Annotated in this window: 24 protein-coding genes; 11 read left to right on the top strand and 13 right to left on the bottom strand. The window is 53.3% G+C overall.

What is annotated here, in order from left to right:
- Window positions 1-15 precede the first annotated feature (15 nt).
- The 8 genes from folP (at window position 16) to queD (ending at window position 8,142) form a co-directional block, all read left to right on the top strand.
- Entirely contained in the window at window positions 16-846 is an 831-nt protein-coding gene (gene folP, locus VMX96_00780) for a dihydropteroate synthase (GenBank protein HUU62448.1), read from the top strand.
- 7 nt (window positions 847-853) lie between these two features.
- Entirely contained in the window at window positions 854-1,351 is a 498-nt protein-coding gene (gene folK, locus VMX96_00785; GenBank protein ID HUU62449.1) for a 2-amino-4-hydroxy-6-hydroxymethyldihydropteridine diphosphokinase, read from the top strand.
- A gap of 184 nt (window positions 1,352-1,535) precedes the next feature.
- On the top strand, window positions 1,536-2,072 hold the full coding sequence (locus VMX96_00790; protein ID HUU62450.1) for a YgjP-like metallopeptidase domain-containing protein: 537 nt from the start codon (window positions 1,536-1,538) through the stop codon (window positions 2,070-2,072).
- 669 nt (window positions 2,073-2,741) lie between these two features.
- Window positions 2,742-3,149 (top strand): hypothetical protein, encoded by a 408-nt coding sequence (locus VMX96_00795; protein ID HUU62451.1) that lies wholly within the window; start codon window positions 2,742-2,744, stop codon window positions 3,147-3,149.
- 13 nt (window positions 3,150-3,162) lie between these two features.
- Complete coding sequence (locus tag VMX96_00800; protein ID HUU62452.1) at window positions 3,163-4,263, top strand: nitronate monooxygenase family protein; 1,101 nt, start codon at window positions 3,163-3,165, stop codon at window positions 4,261-4,263.
- Window positions 4,264-4,418: 155 nt separating this feature from the next.
- Window positions 4,419-4,691 (top strand): RNA-binding protein, encoded by a 273-nt coding sequence (locus VMX96_00805; GenBank protein HUU62453.1) that lies wholly within the window; start codon window positions 4,419-4,421, stop codon window positions 4,689-4,691.
- Between the two features lie 1,180 nt (window positions 4,692-5,871).
- Window positions 5,872-7,692: a glycoside hydrolase family 15 protein gene (locus tag VMX96_00810; GenBank protein ID HUU62454.1), complete on the top strand. Its 1,821-nt coding sequence runs from the start codon at window positions 5,872-5,874 to the stop codon at window positions 7,690-7,692.
- A gap of 87 nt (window positions 7,693-7,779) precedes the next feature.
- Window positions 7,780-8,142, top strand: coding sequence for a 6-carboxytetrahydropterin synthase QueD (gene queD / locus VMX96_00815; protein HUU62455.1), 363 nt, complete (start codon window positions 7,780-7,782; stop codon window positions 8,140-8,142).
- Window positions 8,143-8,144: 2 nt separating this feature from the next.
- On the opposite strand, the gene VMX96_00820 is transcribed toward queD, so the two are convergent.
- Window positions 8,145-8,381 (bottom strand): hypothetical protein, encoded by a 237-nt coding sequence (locus VMX96_00820; protein ID HUU62456.1) that lies wholly within the window; start codon window positions 8,379-8,381, stop codon window positions 8,145-8,147.
- A 15-nt stretch (window positions 8,382-8,396) separates the two neighbouring features.
- A complete protein-coding gene (locus VMX96_00825; GenBank protein HUU62457.1) occupies window positions 8,397-8,579 on the bottom strand; it encodes a methytransferase partner Trm112 in 183 nt (60 codons plus the stop codon).
- Between the two features lie 279 nt (window positions 8,580-8,858).
- On the opposite strand from VMX96_00825, the gene VMX96_00830 reads away from it, so the two are divergent.
- Window positions 8,859-9,815: a nitronate monooxygenase gene (locus tag VMX96_00830; protein ID HUU62458.1), complete on the top strand. Its 957-nt coding sequence runs from the start codon at window positions 8,859-8,861 to the stop codon at window positions 9,813-9,815.
- A 25-nt stretch (window positions 9,816-9,840) separates the two neighbouring features.
- Window positions 9,841-10,728, top strand: coding sequence for a nitronate monooxygenase (locus VMX96_00835; protein HUU62459.1), 888 nt, complete (start codon window positions 9,841-9,843; stop codon window positions 10,726-10,728).
- Between the two features lie 38 nt (window positions 10,729-10,766).
- Here VMX96_00835 and VMX96_00840 read toward each other — a convergent pair whose 3' ends face one another.
- The 8 genes from VMX96_00840 to VMX96_00875 form a co-directional block, all read right to left on the bottom strand.
- Entirely contained in the window at window positions 10,767-11,999 is a 1,233-nt protein-coding gene (locus tag VMX96_00840; GenBank protein HUU62460.1) for an exonuclease SbcCD subunit D, read from the bottom strand.
- Window positions 11,950-12,300, bottom strand: a complete 351-nt coding sequence (locus VMX96_00845; protein ID HUU62461.1) for a DUF167 domain-containing protein — start codon at window positions 12,298-12,300, stop codon at window positions 11,950-11,952. The genes VMX96_00840 and VMX96_00845 overlap by 50 nt, the downstream gene beginning before the upstream one ends.
- A gap of 128 nt (window positions 12,301-12,428) precedes the next feature.
- On the bottom strand, window positions 12,429-12,833 hold the full coding sequence (locus VMX96_00850; GenBank protein ID HUU62462.1) for a cobalamin-dependent protein: 405 nt from the start codon (window positions 12,831-12,833) through the stop codon (window positions 12,429-12,431).
- 14 nt (window positions 12,834-12,847) lie between these two features.
- Complete coding sequence (locus VMX96_00855; GenBank protein ID HUU62463.1) at window positions 12,848-14,437, bottom strand: methylmalonyl-CoA mutase family protein; 1,590 nt, start codon at window positions 14,435-14,437, stop codon at window positions 12,848-12,850.
- A 42-nt stretch (window positions 14,438-14,479) separates the two neighbouring features.
- Window positions 14,480-14,899: a cobalamin-dependent protein gene (locus VMX96_00860; GenBank protein ID HUU62464.1), complete on the bottom strand. Its 420-nt coding sequence runs from the start codon at window positions 14,897-14,899 to the stop codon at window positions 14,480-14,482.
- Window positions 14,900-14,932: 33 nt separating this feature from the next.
- On the bottom strand, window positions 14,933-16,627 hold the full coding sequence (locus VMX96_00865; protein ID HUU62465.1) for a methylmalonyl-CoA mutase family protein: 1,695 nt from the start codon (window positions 16,625-16,627) through the stop codon (window positions 14,933-14,935).
- 464 nt (window positions 16,628-17,091) lie between these two features.
- Entirely contained in the window at window positions 17,092-17,304 is a 213-nt protein-coding gene (locus VMX96_00870) for a type II toxin-antitoxin system HicB family antitoxin (protein ID HUU62466.1), read from the bottom strand.
- Between the two features lie 168 nt (window positions 17,305-17,472).
- Window positions 17,473-18,813 carry a glycine--tRNA ligase gene (locus VMX96_00875; protein HUU62467.1) on the bottom strand — a complete coding sequence of 447 codons (1,341 nt, stop codon included), beginning with the start codon at window positions 18,811-18,813 and terminating at the stop codon, window positions 17,473-17,475.
- Between the two features lie 108 nt (window positions 18,814-18,921).
- Between VMX96_00875 and VMX96_00880 the strand changes: the two genes are divergently transcribed.
- Complete coding sequence (locus VMX96_00880; GenBank protein HUU62468.1) at window positions 18,922-19,554, top strand: MBL fold metallo-hydrolase; 633 nt, start codon at window positions 18,922-18,924, stop codon at window positions 19,552-19,554.
- On the opposite strand, the gene VMX96_00885 is transcribed toward VMX96_00880, so the two are convergent.
- From VMX96_00885 to VMX96_00895, 3 genes are read right to left on the bottom strand one after another with little or no spacing between them, the layout of a single operon-like run.
- Complete coding sequence (locus VMX96_00885) at window positions 19,551-21,575, bottom strand: sodium-translocating pyrophosphatase (protein HUU62469.1); 2,025 nt, start codon at window positions 21,573-21,575, stop codon at window positions 19,551-19,553. The two genes, VMX96_00880 and VMX96_00885, sit on opposite strands and share 4 nt — an antisense overlap.
- A 14-nt stretch (window positions 21,576-21,589) precedes the next feature.
- On the bottom strand, window positions 21,590-22,234 hold the full coding sequence (locus VMX96_00890; GenBank protein ID HUU62470.1) for a haloacid dehalogenase: 645 nt from the start codon (window positions 22,232-22,234) through the stop codon (window positions 21,590-21,592).
- Window positions 22,235-23,266, bottom strand: coding sequence for a thiamine phosphate synthase (locus VMX96_00895; protein ID HUU62471.1), 1,032 nt, complete (start codon window positions 23,264-23,266; stop codon window positions 22,235-22,237). It lies immediately after the preceding gene.
- Window position 23,267: the final 1 nt, after the last annotated feature.

Raw genomic sequence — 23,267 nt, forward strand, 5'->3', positions numbered from 1 at the left:
CTAGAATCTGAGGCGATGAGTACCGCTCTTGGCGTTACCGTATGTGGCAATCGGGAGTTCCGCTGGGGTGAGCGAACCTTCATTATGGGGGTGTTGAACCTCACGCCGGATTCCTTCTCCGGCGATGGGCTGGGAGATGACATCGCTGCTGCCCTTGCCCAGGCAAGACGCCTGGTGGCTGAGGGTGCTGACATCCTCGATGTGGGGGGTGAGTCCACCCGTCCCCAATCGTCGCCGGTATCTGCCGAGGAGGAGCTGGCACGGGTGATCCCGGTGATTGAAAAGCTGGCCGGGGAGGTTGCGGTGCCCATCAGCATCGACACCTACAAACCTGAGGTGGCCATGCATGCCCTTGAGGCTGGTGCCAGGATGATCAATGATATCTGGGGCTTAAGGCGTAATCCCTATCTTGCCCAGCTTGCTGCAGAATGGGAGGTACCCCTGGTTATCGCGGCTAACCAGCGGGAAACCACCTACGATCAGATCGTCCCTGAGGTTATTGCTTCCCTGAGTCAGGGAATTGATCTAGCGCGGGACGCGGGGGTGGTCTGGGAGAATATCATCATCGACCCGGGTATCGGCTTCGGCAAGACCCTGGAGGGAAACCTTGAGCTCATCCGGCGGCTGGGCGAGCTCAAGGCGCTAGGACGGCCGATCCTCTTGGGCACGTCGCGCAAATCGATGATCGGGCTGGTATTAAACCTGCCTCCTGAGCAACGTTTGGAGGGGACAGCGGCCACCATCGCCCTGGGCATTGCCGGGGGCGCTGATATAGTGCGGGTGCACGACGTGCTGCAGATGGGACGCGTGGCCCGTATGACCGATGCCATTATCAGGGGAAGGTGAACTTTATATGCAGGTCTACCTTGGCCTCGGTTCCAATTTAGGTGAGCGCCAGGCAAATCTGGCAAGGGCGCTGAAAATCCTTAGCGATAGTGTTCACATAGAGCAGGTCTCCTCCCTCTACGAGACCGAACCCGTGGGACACATCGAGCAGCCCTTATTCCTCAATGCCGTCTGCCGCGCGCAAACGGAGCTAGGCCCCCTGCAACTGCTCTCGCTGATAAAAGGGATCGAAGCCAGCCTGGGGAGAGTGCCGGGCTTCCCCAATGCCCCTCGCTCCATTGACCTTGACATAATACTCTACGGCGACCTGGTTATGGAGACCCCCGAGTTAACCATTCCCCACCCCCGTTTTATGGAGCGAGCCTTCGTGCTAATCCCCCTTCTCGAGATCGCCCCCGATCTCCGCCACCCGGTAAGCGGTGATCGAATAAAGGATATGGCAGCTGTAGTCGAGGGGCAGGATGGGGTGAAAAAGATAGGTGAACTAAAGACTGAAGATGTATGAGATAGACGAAATACTTGCTCTAGTTTCCGAGAGTCTAGCATTCGCCGGCACCTGAGCCGCCTGCGAGTCATGTAAGAGCGAGATAGCAGCATAGACGCAGCCCTGCCGGACGGACTTGGAGGATTGAAACATAAGCTATATAGCTAGAAAACAGAAGGGCCTAAAAACCGTTGAGATCGATGGTATAGGGCTAGTTCTATTTGAACGCAGCAAGCGGGCAAAGCATCTGAACATCTCCGTGAAACCTTTGAGAGGCGTTCGAGTTGCTGTTCCTTATAGACTGTCACTTAAAAAAGCCGAGGAATTTGTTCACGCGAAGTCGGATTGGATAAACAAGCATCTGGAAAGGATAAAACAGTATGAGCGAGAATATGAAGCCAACTCACAGAATGCCCCTGGTATCGACAGGGCAAAAGCGAAAAGAAAACTATCCCGAAGGCTCAAATACCTGGCAGATAAGCACGGGTTTACCTATGAAAGGGCGTTCATCCGAAATCAAAGGACAAGGTGGGGCAGTTGCTCTCAGAAAAACGACATCAGCCTCAATATGAAACTCGTCCGGTTGCCGGATGAATTGATGGATTACGTGATCCTGCATGAGCTTGCCCATACCCGATGCAAGAACCACAGCAGCGAATTCTGGGCCGAGTTGGATAGACTTGTCGGAAACGGGAAGGGTATGGACGCTCAATTGAAAGCATACGGACTGGGATTATTATAATAGCACCATATCCGATCGATTAATTCGCCCAGCCAGGCGTATTTGGGACAACCCGACAGAAAAATGCAACCCAACTTGCATCCGGCCATAGCCTATCATTTCTAGCCTGTTCCCGCGCCGGGCCATTTCACAAGAGTAATTTGCAGTTCTATAATCTGGCCGATCGGAGAAACCCACCAAAAAGGCTTATGCTATATCAACATCAGATGGTACGCTTGCCTAGTCAGGCGAAATGTATCATATATGCCACAGCTATACTTTGCAGATCTTTATCATGGTGCCGTAGTGCTTCGCCTTATATTGCCAGCACAACCTCATGTTGCAATTTTATGACTGTATCACGTAAGCACACCCATCCGGCTACCACGACCGCAGGGCTTACAGTCGCCATTTGACCGCGTATCAGCGAAGTGATAGCCCTTTACCTGCTTGGACGGCTGCGATTCTCCCGGAAAGCCCATTCCCCACAGATGGCCTCCTCAACAGCAAGTCGCTTGCTCTGGTAGAAGACGCTCATCGAGGAGATGGGATATACCCTGATAAGACCTGTTTGACACGACCACTGTAGTTGATGCGGTAAATCCCTGGATAATTAGATTGCGATAGCGGGCTAAGATGAAGAAGAGCAGCACAGGTCTTGATTCCAACATGGGAGGGATGCTATAGTATATGCAGGGCCGGTTAACCGATCTGATATACTCCCTGATAGAGCATAAGGACGAATTTATCCGCTACCACGACGTGCAGTCGATCATCTTCTTCGGTGCCATAACCGCAGCTTGTATTGTCTTTAGCTTCTCGCAGTGGATTCCCGGCCACGTGGGTGTTTTGTTCACCGCTATCATATCGCCTGGGGGACTCTTTGCTTTTTATTATACGGAGCGTGCTCACGGTGAAAGTCTGCCAGGGAAAGCGCTACAGGCTGCCCGTGGCCGGCGACCTGGCCGGGAGATGCTCGCCAGAGCGAGACAAGGTTTAACTGCCAGGGATAGGGCTGTAAAGGCACAGGGCAGAGCGGATCAGGCTACCCCTGATTTCGTCTATGTAGTCGTGAGGCGAAATAGCATATTTGATTGATGGATTGTAATATATGAGTTTTAAAAAGCTGCCAAAACTGCGAATAGGTGATTTGGAAGCTAACCTGGCCATTGTTCAGGGAGGAATGGGCGTTGGTATTTCCTTATCAGGTTTAGCCTCGGCTGTTGCAAATGAGGGTGGTATTGGAGTTATTGCTGCTACTGGGATTGGTTGGCTTGAGCCTGATTCAGGCATAAATTTCAAGGAGGCAAACAAGAGAGCCTTGAGCAAAGAAATAAAAAAGGCAAGGGAGATGACAACGGGCGTTATTGGTGTAAACATAATGGTAGCTCTTTCAGATTCTCATGATCTCGTACAGGTTGCAGTGGATGAAGGCGCAGATTTAGTTTTTCTTGGCGCAGGGCTTCCACTAAGGAATTATAATGCATCGTCGCCGGATAGCTCGAGAAAAGCCACAACCAAGATTGTTCCTATAGTATCTTCTGCAAGAGCGGCCGGAATTATATTTCGATATTGGCAAAGAAACTACAATCATGTGCCTGATGCTGTGGTTCTTGAGGGCCCACTGGCCGGTGGACACCTCGGGTTTAAAAAGTGGCAGATCGATGACCCTGACTATACACTGGAAAAGATACTGCCGGAGGTGATCTCCATTATAAAGCCCTATGAGCAGCATTTTAATAAAAGCATTCCAGTAATCGCCGCAGGCGGCATATACACAGGGGCTGATATTCATAAATTTATCCAGCTAGGTGCTCAGGGAGTGCAGATGGCAACCAGGTTTGTTGCAACTCACGAGTGTGATGCTTCCATAGAATTTAAGGAGGCATATGTAAAATGCAAAAAAGATGATATAATCATAATTGAGAGCCCCGTTGGATTGCCGGGAAGAGCTATACGAAACAGGTTTCTTGAAGATGTGTCATCGGGAGTTAAAAAGCCTTTTAAATGCCCCTGGAAGTGTCTGAAGGCCTGTGATTTTAGAAATGCGCCATACTGCATTGCCCTTGCATTAACCAATGCCAAAAAGGGAAACCTTGAAGAAGGATTTGCTTTTGGGGGAGCCAACGCCTATAGGTCAGATAAAATCACCCCTGTTAAGGAGCTTATAGAGGCTTTATTGGAAGAATATGAAAGGGCAGCATCTGCATAAAATGCTTCGCCTGATACAAGCAGACACGCTTCGGGCTTGCGCCCCCTTGCCCTTTGGGACGTTGCTTCCTCTGGTAGCAACGTCGTATACGCTGTAAACGTCAGGTGAATTTTCAGCATTGATGTCAAAGAGAGAGAGATAGAAAGGAGGTCAAAGTGAACATCTACGCAGGCAACTTGTCACACGAGCTCACCGAGGAGGAATTGCAGGAGGCTTTTAAAGAGTTCGGGGAGATTACATCCGCCAGAATCATCACCGACAGATACAGCGGCGTATCGAGAGGATTCGGATTTGTGGAGATGCCCAGCAAATCTGAAGCCGAGGCTGCGATCGCTGGACTGAACGGCAGGGAGTTGAAAGGACGAGCACTTACCGTTAATGAGGCGCGCCCTCGCACCGAAGGCCCTCGAGGTGGGGAACGGCGCTGATAAACGGTCCTAATTTCTAACAGATTTACAAGAGCCTATTGCACAAAGCAAAAAATTTGAATAAGTTCCCCCACTAGGCTGCTAAAATCGCTATCACAATGGCATGATGGCTCCATTATTAGTCTCAAGATAGGCTTTCCAGTGGGCCTATTCCTCACTGTAATGAGAAGATCCGTGTTTATGCAACAAGCTCATAATAGAGCTTCCCGGGGGGGCTGAGGTTTCACTCGCTTTGGGTGAGAGGAGACTAATACTTCCTTGCGGAAATCCGCGTCACTTCTTGACTACCCCTAGGGGGGGCTGACAGGCTTGGGAAATCGCATTCTCGAACAAGGTACTGAGACGTTTACTTTTACAACAAAGTACTAGCATAGAGTATATATGAGTGCTGGTTGATTAGGTTGCAGGGGTTACAGGGGTTACAGGGATTACAGGCTTTCCACTTCTCGGCCCAAACCCGCTAAAGGTTTTAAAAACTTTCTGTCCACCACACTTCTTGCAAATACCTAGAGCCTCACCATCACTCTGTTCTTTAATAATCCAGTGATGCACACAGGTAATCAGAGGGGGGGAGTCCAGGGTATCAGAAAGCGTCTCACCGTAAGTTAGAGAGTAACAACGTGATTTAAAAATTCTCACACCTTCCTGAATTCCATTATACCACATTTGAAACCAACACCCATAGCGAACTTTTTTGAATATTCGAATATTCAAACGGCTCTGCTTTAACCAAAAAGTCGGTGGGTACCCTGACGTAAGATTGTAAGGCAATATTTTAATGCTGAAAAACATAGCTCATAGATACCCGCTATTTGGGGGATACTTAATTAGTACTAAACATGGAATTCCTCAGGCTTGCTTCTGCTAAGCAGCCGTTTATGCCAGGGCGACCTATCCGCAGTTAGCAGCTTAACCTGGCTTTCGAGGGCTTCTACCTTATTCCGAGGCAACCCCGATCTAATCTGAAAGAGCAATTAACTCACACTATCAAGATAGTGGCGCCTCATAAAACCTCAGGCTATCCTCAAATCTGATAGAGCGCGTATAGCGCACCACTCCAATCAGTAGCAGTCTTGTTGGGTGCGAACGCCCCCGCGACATGGTACAATAGCGCGAGTCATAATCTCTATTGAAAAGTCCATTTCCCAGCATCCGCTAGATAGATGCCCTGAGTTTGAAAATGGGTTATAAAAGTATAAGCGATTATGGAATCATTGGAAATATGCTTTCTGCGGCCCTGGTAGGGATCGACGGCTCCATCGACTGGTGTTGCCTGCCCCAATTCGATTCCCCCAGCGTCTTTGCCGCGATATTGGATGATGAGAGGGGGGGGAGATTTCATATCAGGCCGCAGACGCCTTTTAAGTGCGGCCAAGCCTATCTACCCGATACTAACGTGCTTCAGACCACCTTCCAAACCGCGACAGGCACGGCCACTGTAACCGATTTCATGCCCTGCTACCTAATCTCTGGGCATCGACTGGCCCAATTCCCTGAGATCCATCGCGTGGCGCAGTGCACCGAAGGTGAGGTGTCACTGGAAATTATTTTTGAGCCGAGGCTAGACTACGCTCGAAGTAGGACACGATTAGATATCTCAAAATACGGAGTTACCGCAAATGGAGGGAAAGATACTCTAGCACTCTCCTCTTCGATTCCCTTTGCCACTCATGAAGATAGCGCTGTTAGCCGATTCACTCTTCAACAGGGACAAAAAAATGAGTCTGTCCTGCGATACGGCTCCGATACACCTGTGCCTCCCAGTGCCTATAAATCGGCAGGTAAATTAGAGAGAACCGCGGCATACTGGCAACATCAAACTGAAGGCATGGCCTGTTCGGGCACTTGGCGAGAGGCCATTGTGAGGTCTTATCTGGCCCTGCGCCTGCTGGTTTACTCACCAACAAGTGCCGTTATCGCGGCTCCAACCACATCATTGCCGAATGAAATCGGCGGCGAGCGTAACTGGGACTATCGCTTTTCATGGCTCAGAGATACCTCGCTAACGTTTAATGCATTTCACTGCCTATGGCACAGTGAAAAGGATTCAGGGTTCAGGAAGTGGCTGCTTAATGTATGCCGCAAGGGTGACTCCAGAAACCAGGTTTTCCATAAAATCGATTTTATGGAACCAGTTGATGAACAGGTGCTCGATCATTTTAGGGGATACCGGGACTCCCAGCCGGTACGAATCGGGAATGATGCCTATCGGCAACTTCAACTGGACGTTCCTGGTGAGGTTCTAGAGACCGCCTACAACTACTTCAACATCGGTGGCCACATCGGGCAATGCATCTGGGCACTCCTGGAGAGCTTTGTTAATGACGCGTGCGAGCTGTGGCAGAAACCCGACAGCGGTATCTGGGAGGTAAGGGGTGGCCCATATCATTTTGTGCATTCCAAGCTCATGTGCTGGGTAGCTGTGAACCGGGGAATCAAAATGGCCGAAAAGCTGGGGCACAGGAGAAACCTTGAGCGATGGGGAAGAACTGCCCGGGATATCAAGGATGACATTCTAACCAGGGGCTGGAACTCACAGCGGCGGGCTTTTACACAGCACTACGATACATTAGCTATGGACGCGAGTAATCTCCGCATGCCTCTCTACGGCTTCTTACCCATCTCTGACGAGCGGATAATGTCCACTATCGAACGCACCGTTGAAGAGCTGAGTTTAAATGGCCTTTTGTTCCGATATAGAGCCGACGAGATCGATGATGGACACAGCGGGTCGGAGGGAGCGTTCTTGTCGTGCTCCTTCTGGTTAGCGAGGGATTTGCTCCGGATGGGAAGGCTAGAAGATGCTGTCGCTATGTATCAAAGATTACTTGGCTACGGCAATCATATCGGGCTTTTTTCAGAAATGGCCGACCCAACTTCCGGAGAAGCCCTGGGTAATTTCCCTCAGGCCCTTACTCATCTAGAGGTAATCACCACTGGACTGGAGCTACTCCAAGCCATGCAAGGTAAAAACACTGCAGCAGGCAGATCGCCAGCATGACGCCGTGTAGCAGCATATCATCTCGCTAGCACAACCTCTCTTTACGGAGCTATGTTATAATTGGTAAAGATAGGGAAGGAGGACGCTGTGTTCGTTATAGAAGTACGGGAGCACTTTGATGCGGCGCACGCATTGAGGGGCTACCGGGGGAAATGCGAGAACCTTCACGGGCACCGCTTTGAGGTGATGGTAACGCTGCAGGCACAGGAGCTGGACCAGATCGGCTTGGCCTACGATTTTACGGTGCTCAAGCGGCACCTCAGGGAGATACTGGCAAGCTTTGACCACGTGTGTCTTAACGATGTACCACCCTTCGACCGTATAAACCCCTCCTCAGAGAACATCGCCACCACAATATATGAGGAGTTCCAGAAAAGGGAACTCCCCATCTCAAGCATCCAGGTCTGCGAATCTGCAGACTCCTGCGTTATCTACATGCCGGGTAAATAGGTTTAGGTCCTGGACTCTGATTCCTCGATGACCTCCGGCGGGATCTCGATCGCGGTCACTGCCATGATCCATCCGATCCAGAACCCCAGCGCCAGCACCACGAAAAAGCCAATGATTACCGGAACCGCAATGGCCCAGACGACCAGTTCGTGCTGCAGGACTATCCCGGCGATGAAGGCACACCCTGCCAGAACGGTTCCCAGGCAAATCAGCACACCAACTACGCGAGACTTCTGCATGTTACCTCCTATAATTTAGGTACGAAGCTCCGGCGGGAGTAGATTTGGGATAGTATCTTCTATGGGATAGGTTACCGAGCAACTTTCGCAATACAGTGAGCCCTTGACTATCTCTTGCTCATCCTCCTCCTCGACGGTAAGTTTCAGGTCCCCCTTACACAGCGGGCAGGCGAGGATCTCCATAAGCTCTCGTTTCATCATCCCTCCTTATCATCGAATAGAATTCTACCTCACTACCTTCACATCGTCAATATCGTATACTTGTACAGTACATTAGTGACACAAAATCGCCAGACCATTGCCGCTGTCATTGCGACCCCGATTTATCGGGGTCGCAATGATGGGTAAAAGAGCGCCTTAAAAGTACACTAGGGTATCACCCATCTATCTGAACGAGATCAATAGCGGCCGCTTCGCCTTGACAGCGCTCCTCCTCTCCGAATAGAATGCTTGAGAGCCAGTGAAGGGGTGGCATCTGTGAAAAAGACTAGGATTTGCGAATTGCTGGGTATAGAGTACCCAATAATACAAGGGGGGATGACCTGGATTGCCAACGCAGAGCTGGCCGCTGCCGTCTCCAGTGCTGGAGGGCTGGGCCTAATCAGCCCCAACGCTTCTATGAGGCTGGAGGATGATCTGTTAGCGAACCTGAGGAGCCAGATAAGGACGGCGAAAAGGCTCACCGATAAGCCCTTCGGGGTGAACCTTGTGGTGCAGATCCCGGGGATTGAGGATCTGATCGGTGTAGTAATTGAAGAGGGGATAAAGGTGGTAACTACCTCCGCGGGCAACCCTGCCATCTATACCCCCCTCCTGAAGGAAGCCGGGATGACGGTGCTTCACCTGGTAGCCTCCGTAAGACAGGCTAGAAGCGCGGAAAGAAGCGGGGTGGATGCGGTGATTGCTGAGGGCTATGAGGCCGGCGGGCACAACGGCTTGGATGAGATTCCCACCCTGGTCCTCGTCCCCCAGGTGGTGGATGCGGTGAGCATCCCGGTGGTTGCCGCCGGCGGCATCGCCGACGCGCGCGGCTTCGCCGCTGCCCTGGCCCTAGGGGCGGAGGGGGTACAGATGGGCACCCGCTTTATCGCCACCCACGAATGCATCGCTCACGGCAACTTCAAGGATGGTATCATAAACGCTACTGACACCGGGACAATGGTCACCGGCAGAAGGCTTGCCCCCACACGGGGGCTCAAAAACGATTTCCTGGCAAAGGTCGCCGAGATGGAGCAGCAGGGTGCCACCGCTGAGGAGCTTTTCGCTTTCATCGGTTTTGCCCCGTCAAGGATTGGCCAGTTAAAGGGCGAGATGCAAGAAGGCGAGCTATACTGCGGTGCTATCTCCGGAATGATAAGCGAGATCACGAGCGCGGGCGATGTGGTGCGAAATATCGCAGATGGCTACTCCGGGGTGGTAGCCAGTCTAAGATAAACCATTGAGCTAAAAGGGGGAGTAGGTGAAAAAGACCAGGGTCTGCGAGCTTCTGTGTATCGAGTATCCCATAATTCAAGGGGGGATGAGCCTTATCGCCAATGCCGAGCTGGCGGCCGCCGTCTCCAATGCTGGAGGGCTGGGCATAATAAGCCCCAACGCCGGAGAGCATGACTGGGGGAAGGTCGAGGGGAACCTCAGAAGCCAGATTCGAAAGGCGAAAAGCCTCACCGATAAACCCTTCGGGGTGAATTTCCCCATACCTGTATTAGGGCAGGATAGAAGCCTGCTCGATATCGCTATTGAGGAGGGTATTCCGGTAGTTACTACGGGGGCGGGAAGCCCGGCTCTTCATACCAGCTACCTACAGGAGCATGGCGTCAGGGTTCTCCATTTAGTAGCCTCAGTAAAACATGCAAAGGGGGCTGAGAAAAGTGGTGTAGATGCTGTGATCGCTGAGGGATACGAATCGGGTGGGATAAATAGCCCAGATGAGCTTACTACTTTTATCCTCGTCCCTCAGGTAGTGGATGCTGTGAGCATCCCGGTGATTGCCGCCGGGGGTATTTGTGATGCCCGTGGCTTGGTTGCTGCCCTCGCTCTGGGAGCGGAGGGGGTGCAGATGGGGACAGTATTCATTGCTACCCAGGAATGCATTGCTGACCAGGACTACAAAGACGCCATCGTGGCTGCTAACGATACAGCTACCATAATTACGGGGCGTGGATCGATGCCAATAAGGGGCTTGAAAAGCGAGCTAATAACCCAGGGTCAACAGATCGCAGAGACGGATATCGCTCCCAGACAGATGATATGTGGTGCGGTGGCGGGGATGATCAATGAGATTGTAAGCGCCGGTGATGTGGTAAGAAACATCGTTGAGGGCTACGACAGGATAGTAGCTGGACTATAGGCCTTTTCCGCTCTACCCCCTCCTCTTACTATCTCCCATCATTCCTCAGATTCGCTCTCCCTGATAAGCCTCTCGCCATACTCCAGAAGTAATCTAGGCTCCACTTCAGTCTTTTTAACCTTAAGATATTCCTGGAGTGCCTCCAGCGGCGTGACCCCCTCTGCAGACCATCCCGCTATACGGGGGCGGCGCTCACGGGCCACATCCAGCGCAATGGCAGCAATGAAGTGGGCATCCTTTAGAGCCCTGCGGATCTCCCCATCCTTGAGTTCCCCGACGAGCTGCTCCGGGATCGCCACCTGTACCCGCACGACGGCATCCGCTATGTCATAGCGGGCGATAGCACCGAGCACCGCCTGGGTGGGGTCGGCCTCCTGAACGCCAATATTTACCCTGATGCTGAGGAAGCGCCGTGCCCTCACCGGATGGAACTCGTGGCACACCCGCCTTCCTTGCTCCTGGGGATAAATCTCCACAACGAAGAACCCCTTTTCGTCCTCCTCCTCACTGAAGTCAATGCGCTGGAGGCTTCCCGGGTAGACCACGGGAGGAATTTCACCAAGCACCTGCTTCTTATGGATATGACCCAGGGCAATATAATCGAAGGCGGGGTTTGCCACATTGCTCTGGAGCAGCACATAATCGTACCCCATTATCATGCCCCGCTCCGAGCCAGACCTCGCATTGGAGAGGGATACATGGGCAGCGAGGATGGCGGGCAGGCTCGGGTCCAGAGCAGCGACCTCTAGATTGAGGCGCTCGGTGATGATTCCCTCCAGCCGCTCGTTTACCTCATCGAGGGTTAGGTTCTTAGCCTCCTCCCGGCTCAGCAGGGCGCTCCTCCTGGCCCAGGGCAAGGCAACCACCTGAAGAGGCCCCACCTTTGTTTCCACTCGGTAATTACCTGGGGCATTGGCCACTGTAACATTCTCAATTTCCAGTGTGCGAAAAATCTCCATGGTGGTGGCGCGACCGATGGCGTTGGGTAGGTCGTGGTTACCGATGAGGAGGAAGACCGGGGTGCCAGCCGATGCCAGCTTCCAGATGCGACGGGCGAACTCCCGCTGGTGGGTCTGCGATGGCTCGCGGCTCCTGTAGGCATCGCCGCAGAAGAGAACGAGGTCAATGTCACTTCCCAGTGCGTATGCCACTACCTCATCGATGGCACCGAGGAAATCGTGTAGGCGCCATGATAGCCCCGTCTCAGGGTTTATGCCCCCGCTATAGCTCTCTACCCCCAGGTGCAGATCGGCGAAGTGAAGGATTCTCATAAGATTTCGCCCCCGATCGCTTTATCTGCTCTATAATTTTATCCGGGTCATGCCCGGCAATGGCGATGACCTTTCTTCTGCCAGTAATCCCGCGCTCTATATTTATACTGCCCTTGCTCACCCCGAGGAGCTGGCTCAAGAACTCTATAAGCTCTCTATTGGCCTTTCCCTTTACCGGCGGTGCTGCTATCTTGAGGTGCAAAATACCGTCTTTAAACCCCAGTACTTCGTTACGCCGGGCATTGGGCTGCACCTGAATAGTGATACTTTCCTGACGCTCACCCAAGACTCTCACTACCACCTAGCGCATCCAAAATGCAATTTTTTAAAATCGTTTCCAAAGGTTAAAATCGGTTAATAGTATGTCAAACGGCTATCGAATTGATAGCCGTTCTATTATCAGCGGTCAGCTTCTCAGTGTGCCGACCTCTATTTTACCAAGGCCGAGGTTTTATCGCGGACAAAGTTAACGATTTCCTTCATGGGCGTTCCCGGAATAAAGATCCCCGCAACGCCCATTTTCTTGAGTGCATCGAAATCATCCTCGTAGATTATCCCGCCCAAGATCAGCAGTACATCCCCCTTGCCCCGCTCCTTTATCCCCTTGATTACTGCCGGAACCGTTAGCATATAGTTTGCTGTAAGGCTACTGATCCCTACAACATCGACATCCTCCTGTAGAGCCGTGGCAGCGATCTCCGCTGGAGTCATGTTACCACCATAGATGACCTCAAAGCCGGCATCTCTAAGCGCATTGCTGACCACGATCAGACCGGCCCAGTGCCCCTCAAGCCCCGCCTTAACCATCAGTATCTTGACTTTACGCTTATCCATATCGCAGTCCTCGTTTATAGCCCAACTGGATAGGGCCATTCCCCATAGGCATCGAGTTGTGCCTTCATGACCTCTCCAAAGGTGGCGCCTGCTTTGACCGCCTCGAAAGTATACGGGTAAACATTCTCGTCGCTATTACACGCATCCACCAGCCTCTTCATAGCCTCAGCGTGCTTTGCCTTATCACGCTTTGCCCTGAACTTCCTAAGCTTCTCAGCCTGGATTTCCCGTGAGGTTGCCGGATCGGGCTTGAAAATAGGCACCTTGTAGGGCTCCTTTTCGGAGCGGAATGTATTCACACCAACAATCGGGATCTCGCCGGAATCCACCTTTTTTTGCCGCTCGATTGGCTTATCCCTGAGAAGCTTGTGGTACCAGCCATCCTCCATAGCCTGTGCCATCCCACCCATATCTTCGATCATCTTGATATACTCCCAGGTTCGCTCCTCCAGTTCATTGGTCAGCGACTCAATGTAATAGGAACCACCTAGAGGGTCAATGGTGTTTGTCACGTTGGTCTCAAGAGCAGCGATCTGCTCAGTCCTGATAGCGAGCAGCATCGACTGGTCTGTAGGCAGGCAAACCGCCTCATCGTATCCGTTGGCATGTATTGATTGCGCCCCCCCCAGAACAGCGGCAAGCGTCTGATAGGCAATACGAACGAGGTTATTATACGGCTCCTGGGCAGTATGGGTGGAACCCGAAGACTGAACGTGAACGCGGAACTTGGCACAATTAGGATCCTGTACTCCGTATCTATCGGTAACGATCTTGTACCAGATACGCCGCGCCGCCCGCAGCTTGGCTATCTCCTCAAAGAAGTCATTATGGGCCGCTGTATTAAATGAGAAACGTCTAACGAAGCGATCTAGAGGAACCCTCCCACGCCTTTTCTCTTCCTCGACGAAATCGATGGCAGAGGCGAATAGCAGGCCCAGCTCTTCGTATGCATTAAGCCCCAGGTCGCGAGGGTTGTAGGAGTCATGATTTATTGGATTCCACTTGGGGGCTATCTCGCTGCACCACTCTATAAAGTCTACTCCGTATCTAAGGTATCCTTTAGGTGTTGGTTGGAGAGGGATGTTTAAACAAGCCCAACTCAGCATGCAGCCGGCGGTGGTTCCTCTTATCTGCTTAAGGTCTATTCCCCTCTTCTCGGCCATGGCGAAATACATGGCGGTTATTGGGCCTCTCTCCGCAAGATACGTAGAGACGCGGTCTATAGGCAGACCATCAAAGGCCACCTCCACATCCTCAATTGTGTTCAGCGGCAGCCCAGAATGGCCGATCTCGTATTCGACCATGGGATTGTCAGCATCCACACCAACGGCAGTGGTGATGTCCGGGGCTACCGAGAAACCGGTCTGCCCCAACTCATATTGCTCACGGTAGAGCTTATTGGAATCTTCAGGGGTATTGAACCCGCTTAACCGCCTGATGGTCCATACCTGCCCGCGATACATTGTGGGATACGGACCCCGGGTAAAGGGAGGTTCCCCAGCAATGCCGAGATCCTTGTCATAGTCCAGGTTTTTTATATCCTCGGGGGTGTAGATATCCTTTACCGGAATCCCCGATGCTGATAAGTGCTCCTTAGTTTGCATTGTTTGGCCTCCTTCTAAATCCCATCGAACCGGGACCCAGAGCTAACTCTCATGCCACCTGTCTTTCTTCACCCGTTGCACGATGTGATCGATCATCTCCTGGTAGGGAGTGCCCGGACCATATAGTCCGGTAACCCCGGCCTCTTTCAATTTCGGTATGGCTTTTTTAGAAATAATGCCTCCACCTACTATACATATATCGGAGCCTTTATCCCTGAGCATGTTGGCGACTTCGACATAGTATTTATCTTGCGACCATGACAGGGAGCTAAGGCACACAACATCCACATCTTCCGCAACTGCAGCGCTCACGATCATTTCCGAGGTCTGGTACCTGCCGGTGTAGATGACCTCCATCCCAGCGTTCCTGAGTATCTGGCACAGAAGCTCGGCGCCTCGGTAATGAGAGTCAGTACCTGGTTTGGCTACCAAGACACGTATTTTCCGGTCCGATTTATCCACTTTCACCTCCGATAGTCTAAGAGCAATGAGTCACTAGTTTAGGAAGTCTGGCCGCTTGATCATATCTACCGTATCATAGCTATAGCCAAATCCCTCGCGGATCATTCCCAGTATCTCTCCACGGGTAGCATCGGCTTTAAACGCCTCGATTATTGGGTACATCAGGTTTTCGGTTCCTTTCGCCTTCTCCCTGAGCGTCAGCAGAGCCTCACGTGTCTTCTTGATATCGCGGTTATCCTTATAGGCTTTGATCTCGTCCATTAGGTCGCTCTGTACCTTGTCCATGTCATCGAACTCGTATTCTACGATATCGGGGTCCTTATCTTCCGATTGACGGAAGAAGTTCACCCCCACCTGCGGCATGGAGCCGTCGGCTAGAGCCGTCATCCTTTCTTCGCGGGCGTTGTTGACTAACTGCCGCAGCCATCCGCTCTTAGCCACCTTCCATATGCCACCTATATCCTCTATCTGTTTCATCAATATGTTGGCTTCCTCTTCCAACTTGTTAGTGAGCCACTCAACATAGTACGAGCCCCCGAGAGGATCCGCGGTAAGACCTACGCTGGTCTCCTGGCCAATGATATGGTTAAGCGCTAGCGTTATCATCGAGGATTCTTCAGAGGGAATGCAGAAGGCTTCATCGTGGCGAGCATAGTCCACGGCGGCGGCTCCGCCTAGCACTGCAGCTAGTGCCTGAAAGCCAATACGAGCGATATTATTAAGCGGCTGCTGACGGGTGATAGTCTGCCCCGGTGTCCTGACAGCGATACGAAGACGGCACAGCTTATCTTCTTTAGCCCCAAAGCTTTCCCTGGCGATCTTGGCCCACATCCTCCGTGCTGCCCGTAACTTGCATACCGTCTCAAAGAAATCAAGGGAAGAGGCAATACTGATGGTCACCCTGCGACCTACCATATCGAACGGTACGCCGCGGTCTATGGCCTCCTGACAGTAGGCGGCTGTTGAAGACATTATGATACCCAGCTGCTGCACAGAGTTACAACCAGCCTCCCACAGGTCATAGGCGATGGGGGCGAAGGGGGAGAAGGTGCGCATCTCCTTGCATATATACTCGGTGAGGTCGCCGTTAAGCCTGCGTCCTATCTCTAATGGAAATTCAACGCTGAAGCTGGTGGCCACATTGGAGATAGGGTCGTTTATACACGAGCCTCTAATCTTCTGTTTATCTATATCCCGCATCTCCGCAACAGTGGCCAGCTGCGCCACACACAGCACATCATCCTGCTGCGAGGAGGCACCGTGGAAAGTAACGATCGCCTTTTCTAGGTCAATTCCTTCCAGCTCCCTCTCTATCCTCCGCCAGGAATAATTCTCAGGGGCGTATCCGATATCATACTTGGCCAGCGGGTGGTCTGGATCACAGCCTGTCCTGTTAACATCGCCTGAGGACAGGTAGACGGTATCGGCACCACCTGCCCAGACAACCTCCCGGTCTTTCCTGCTCTTCTCCGCTGTCTCCCGTGTTAAAGCCTGGGCGCTCACCCACAGTAAGTTACGGTACATCCCCTTGTATAGGCCACGTGTGTACGGATAATCCCCATCGTCACCAAGGTCTCTCTTGTAGTCGAAGTCCGGAAGATCGTCAGGATTGTAAGCAGTGGCCTTAGGTTCTATGCCGCTCTCCGTTGTGGTCTTAATAATCTGTGCTCTTACTGTTCGGTCGAGATTAAGTAACTTTTGGTCTTTTTCTTTTTTCTCTGTAGTCATAATCACTCCCTATATATAATATACGGTGTTTAATGGGCCAATTGATTATAGCCTTTGACGATGAGGTGTGTCAACAGAGGGCTTCTGCATCCGCAGCGCACATTTCCATAAAATATGTTGTAACACGATAGCGCGGTTAAAGGAAAGCTGACTGGAGAGATATCGCTCCACTAGCAGGCGTAGGTAGATAAAGTGAAGGATTTTTATTGTCTTAAAAAGAGTGTATTGTGGAAATTACCTTCGACCAATAGTACGTAAAAACTCATTCTCGCTAATCTCGAGTTGTTTTAGAATGTCGGATAGCAAGTAGAGGCTGATAGTTTTAGCAGGATGAATGGGAATCGGGGCACGGCGGCAGTCCCTGTGATGAAATATTGCGTGGCCACCCTTTTGTCGTACCTTCTCGAATCCCAATGCCTGAAGTCCACTGATAACCTCTCGGGCTTTGAGCGAAGGTAGTTTTGTCATACCGCAACAGTAACCTGGCTCGTGCCAACCTCCTGGGGGATTTCCTCGCCGCGCTCTTTACGGTATTCGAGACAAAGCTGGATCGCTTCCTTAATATTAGCCAGGCATTCACCATTGGTCTGGCCCTGGGCATAGGCTTCAGGAATCAGAGGGCAGCTAGCTATATAGAATCCGTCAGGTGCCTTTCTCATGATGACAGTGTATTCCATCCCTCACCTCCACAAGCATAATTATAACACGATTGCAGGAAAGCCGCCTGAAACCGATGGGGAAATTAGGAGTTTTATCGACATTTGTCAAGAGAGTGCTTTGCATGTGCTAGAAAGTCGGAGGATTTTTCAGTATTGCCAAAAGCGCTTAGATTCAAACAGGCTCTCTTACCCCTCAAACCCTAGCCAGTACTTGCCGCCTGGGGGGAGGACTTCGAGGGGCTCGCCGGAGAGTTTTAGCTCCAGCGTGCGGGTGAGCTCCGCAACCGGCACCCTTATCTGCTTCATGCTGTCGCGCTCACGGATGGTCACCGCGTTGTCCTCAAGCGACTGAAAGTCGACGGTAACCGAATACGGGGTGCCGATCTCGTCCTGCCGGCGGTAGCGACGCCCAATACTCTGGGCATCATCGTATTGTGTGGCAAAGCACTTTCGTACGATGGCATAGACATCCCTGGCCATAGGGACGAGGGTCTCGTTGCGGCTCAGCGGGAGTACGGCGACCTTTACCGGTGCGAGGTCGGGGTGAAGACGCAGGAGCACCCTTATCTCGTTTTTATCCGGCTCCTCATCGTAGGCATCGACCAGGAAGGCCAGCGCGGCGCGGTCTACCCCTGCAGAGGGCTCGATGACATAGGGCACGAAGCGCTCCCCGCTATCGGCATCGAAATAGCTGAGGTCCTTGCCGCTGTGCTTGGCATGCTGCGCCAGGTCGAAGTCGCCGCGGTTGGCGATACCCTCAAGCTCCGACCAGCCCATGGGGAACAAGTACTGGATGTCATAGCAGGCGCGGGCATAGTGGGCCAGCTCATCCTCGCCGTGCTGTTGGAGGCGGAGGTTCTCCTTGTTTATCCCCAGCTTGATATACCAGTTCTGCCGCTCCTCGAGCCAGTAGTTGAACCACTCCTCAGCGGTGTCCGGCTTGACGAAGAACTCGATCTCCATCATCTCGAACTCGCGGCAGCGGAAGATGAAGTTGCCGGTGGTGATCTCGTTGCGGAACGCCTTACCGATCTGGGCGATGCCAAAGGGAAGCTTTTTGCGCGCGGTATCCACCACATTGGCGAAGTTGACGAAGATACCCTGGGCGGTCTCGGGGCGCAGGTAGATCGTCGCCGCCTCTTCCTCCACCGGCCCGAAGAAGGTCTTGAACATAAGGTTGAACATGCGGGGCTCGGTAAGCTCGCCGCCGCAGTTGGGGCAGCGGCCGTCCTTGGTATCGTCGGCACGCCACCGCTGGTGGCACGCCTTGCATTCCATAAGCGGGTCAGAGAAACCCTGCTCGTGGCCGCTGGCGATCCACACGGCGCGGTGCATTAGCACGCTCGAATCCAGCCCCACCATATCGTCCCTCTCGCGCACCATACCTCGCCACCACGCCTCCTTGATATTTCTTTTCAGCTCCACCCCCAGCGGCCCGTAGTCCCAGCAAGCGGAGAGCCCACCGTATATCTCACTCGACTGGAAGATAAATCCCCGCCGCTTACACAGGGAGACTAACTTATCCATATCTACTTTCAATCATTTCCCCCAAGCTCTTTATTCAAAAAACTTAACAGTTTTGCTGCCAAATGTCAAAGGCTTGACAGGTAAGCACGAATAGTAAAGAATATAGCAATGCTATTAAAAGTGCTGGAACTGGGCCCATTCCTCGCCAACTGCTATATCGTCGGCTCGGAGAAGACCAAGGAGGGGTTGATCCTTGACCCAGTCGCCGAGGCGGAGACTATAATGGAAAATGTGCGCCAGCTCGGCCTCACTATAAAGCTTATTATCGCCACCCACTCCCACCCCGACCACATTATGGCGCTAAGCGAGATCAAGGAGGAGACCGGGGCACCCTTTGCCATGCATGAGGCTGAGTCCGCCGGGATGATAGCATCAGGGATGGCCCGCGTCATGGGACTCTTCATGAGCGGCTCCGCGGAGCCGCTCCCCAAGCCGGATACGCCGCTCAATGATGGCGATACTATCGGGGTCGGCGACCTCAGCTTCACCGTACTCCACACGCCGGGGCACAGCCCCGGAGGCATATCCCTCTATGGACACGGAGTGGTCTTCGTGGGGGATACCCTTTTTAATCTCAGCATTGGCCGCACCGACTTCCCCGGTTGCAGCCACCAGCAGCTAATCGATAGCATCAACAGCAAGCTTATGACCCTCCCCGATGAGACCGTGGTTTACCCCGGGCATGGCCCTCAAACTACTATTCGCGCCGAACGGCAGTATAACCCCTTCCTGGTCGGCTAGTCCAAGATTCCGGTTATGTCCTTCAGCACAGGCGCCAGCACCAGCGCCACAATGGACATCAGCTTTATCATGATGTTGAGGGAGGGCCCTGACGTATCTTTAAAGGGGTCGCCCACAGTATCGCCGACCACTGCCGCCTTATGCGCGTCCGATCCCTTCCCACCATATTGGCCCGTCTCTATCCACTTCTTCGCGTTATCCCATGAGCCACCGGAATTGGCCATCATTACGGCAATGAGGAAACCGGTGGCCACGGCACCCATGAGAAAGCCAGCAAGGGCCTCAGGCCCCAGCACGAAGCCAACGACGATAGGTATGGCTACCGTGAGCAACCCAGGGGCGATCATTTCCTTGAGCGCTGCCTTGGTGCAGATATCGACGCACTTCCCGTACTCCGGCCTCTCCTCACCGGTCATGATACCCTTTATCTCACGGAACTGGCGTCGAACCTCATTGATTATGGCGAAGGAGGTCCGGCCCACCGCATTAAGTGTCAGCGCGCAGAACAGGGCCGGCATGAGGACGCCGAGGAATATTCCGGCGATCACCGCCGGTTTCAGCAGGTCGACCACGCTCACGTTTACAGCTATGGTGTAAGAAAGCATGAGAGCTAAGGCGGTGAGTGCAGCGGCCCCGATGGCGAATCCCTTACCCGTTGCCGCCGTGGTGTTACCCAGCGAGTCGAGGGCATCGGTGCGGTCCCGGACTTCCTGGGGCAGATCCGACATCTCCACGATCCCCCCGGCGTTGTCCGCTACTGGACCGTATGCATCAGTGGCCAGGGTTACCCCCAGCGTGGCTAGCATACCGATGCCGGCGATGGCGATGCCATACATGTCGGCAAAGTAGTAGGCAACAACAATAGCTATGGCTATTATGATAATAGGAGGCAAGGTACTCATCAGACCGTTAGCGAATCCACTGGTTATGTTGGTACCCGCGCCCGTCTGGGACGCCTTTGCGATGCGCTGCGTCGGCCCGAAGCTGTAGGAGGTGAAATAGTTGGTGCTCTCTCCTATCAACACACCTGCGATCAGACCAGTCAGGATAGCCCCGAATATTCCCCATGATGCATCGAGGAAATAGACGGCCAAAGCTGCGAAGGCTGCGGTCAGGATGGATGCGCCAAAGGTGCCGCGCCTTAAGGCGTTGAGCAGTGCCTTCATCTCCGGCTTTTTGCCAACCTTGACCAGAAACACCCCGATGAGGGAAGCTATAATGCCACCTGTGGCTACCATCATTGGTAGCTGCCACGCTGTCTGCTCACTGGCCACCAGTCCAGCAGCCACTGCAATAGTGGCCAGGGTTATAGTTGCTATAATAGAGTCCACGTAGGACTCGAACAGGTCTGCGCCCATGCCAGCCACATCCCCGACGTTGTCGCCCACAAAGTCGGCAATCACCGCCGCGTTTCGCGGGTCGTCCTCGGGGATACCCTGCTCCACCTTCCCCACCAGGTCAGCACCGGTATCCGCCGCCTTGGTATAAATGCCGCCACCAGCCCTGGCGAAGATGGCCACCAGCGAGGCGCCGAAGCCGAAGCCAGGGATAATCTTGAGGAAGTCAACGTGTCCATTGAAAGCAAAGTAGAGGATGCTTAAGCCCAGGATACCGATGCCAACGACAGATATTCCCATCACCGCACCGCTGCGGAAGGACACCCGTAGCCCCTGGTTGAGGCTCTCAGCGGCAGCGGCGGCCGTTCTGGAATTGGCCCTGATGGCTATATTCATGCCGATAAAGCCGGCAAGCGCGGAACTGACTGCACCAAAAACGAAGGCGAGGGTGACCCACCAGCCGAGATTGGGGATGAAACCCAGCGCGATGGCGAGCACTAACACAAATATGGCCAGTATCTGATATTCACGCCTCAGGAAGGCCATCGCTCCCTCTTTAATAGCCGCCGAGATCTCTCTCATCCGCTCGGAGCCTTCATCCTGCCGTAGCACGTAGGCAGCAAAAGATGCGGCAGCAATGAGTCCAAGGACTCCTGCTATTACCGCATAGAATATTGGATCCATATTCACCTCCTATTTCACTGTTTAAGTTTTTCCTCGAACTTTTTTAACTTGCCTTCCAGCTCCCACTGCCGGGCGGCGACGGTCAGGTCGCCCCTGGTCCTCTCTAGGATGCCCCGCGTGGCGTCGGTTGTCCTCCTCAGCCCGCCGGTCATGGCATCGGGGAAGTCCATGGTTACCAGCACACCGTAGATGTCATCCATGGCCTCCAACAGCTCCTCGCAGCGGGCGGTATCCCCTTTCCTTATCAGGTCGAGGATTTGACGCCGCAACTCTCCCACCGCCTCGGCAAGACCGTTCAGGTAGGCGGCATAGCCCACTCCAAGCTCTTCGGGCTCGGGCACGGTGCTCTCCGTGATCAGGCTGAGGGTAGCGCACCCCTCCACATATTCCTTCTGCGCACTGTATACGAAGCCTGAATTGAGCAGGTCCTGATGCTCCTCGAGCTCCTCGTTCATTCGGTTAAGTATCTCCCGTACGGAGGACAGCCGCTCCCCGGCTTCACTGTACTCGCCGCGGTGCACCGAGCGGATGGCCTCCGAGCAGTAACGCACAGCGTCTCGGGATGACCGCAGCGCCTTTTCCCGGGCGGCATCCTTGGCCGACAGGGCAGCGCGGGCCTTCCCTGCGATGGCTTCCACCTTAGCCGTTATCTTACCCATCTAATTAACCTCCATTATCTCCCTCAGCCTGCGGGCGGCCCCCTCGACATCCTCGGCTCCCAGTATTGCGCCTATAACTGCGATGGCATCCGCCCCGGCCCCCACCACCTCAGGAGCATTTTCCACATCGATGCCACCGATGGCAACTATAGGTAGCGACACAGCCCCCCTGATCTGACAAAGCCTCTCCAGCCCTACTACGATAGCACCCGCTTTGGAAGGGGTGGGGTAGATCGCTCCCACGGCAATATAGTCAGCACCATCGGACTCGGCCTTAAGCGCCTCTTCTAGCGTGGTGGTGGAGCAACCCAAAATTTTATCTATGGGCAACAAGTGGCGCGATATGGATATGGGGAGATCTCCCTGCCCCAAGTGAAGACCATCGGCTCCGCATGCGAGGGTAATATCCAGGTAATCATTCAATATGAAGGGCACGTCGTACTCAGCGCAGACCTGCTTCAGCTTCTGCGCTTCGGCGAGCACCTCCGCCCTACTCCGCTTCTTATCCCGCAGTTGTATCGCCTTCGCCCCACCTCGTATCGCCTGGCGGCAAACTTCCACTTCGTCCCTTTCCCCCAAAACCTCCGGGTCGATGATTACATACAGGCCCGCGATCCGTTTTTCGTAGCGCAGAATCTTTCCCGTCAGTGCTCTCTCCAGTTCGTAGAGGGCAAAGCGCGCCTTTTTAAACCTTTCCGGGTCGAGGTCCAGGTTGGTATAGCTCTGCGGGAGTTTGTAAAATTCCTCCAGGACCCTTAGCGACTCGGCAACCCTCCTGGCATTGGCAGTCACGATGGCAGGGATGTCAGCTCGGCGCATCTCCTCCTCAGCGAAGGCGGCCACATCCTCCGCCGAATCGCGCGCGGAGAGAAGCTCTTTCTGTCGCGAGGAGTGCATACCTAAAAGCTCGTGGCGCAGGGATTTCAGCGCGGCGCTTAGTGCGGCGTCGTCGAGAAGGAAGCGGGCGACATCCTCGAGGAGTCGCAGCCCCTCGCTGATGCGGTTCAGGTTCACATCGATGAGGCGTAGCATC

The sequence above is a fragment of the Dehalococcoidia bacterium genome, assembly GCA_035528575.1.
Lineage (GTDB): Bacteria > Chloroflexota > Dehalococcoidia > E44-bin15 > E44-bin15 > DATKYK01.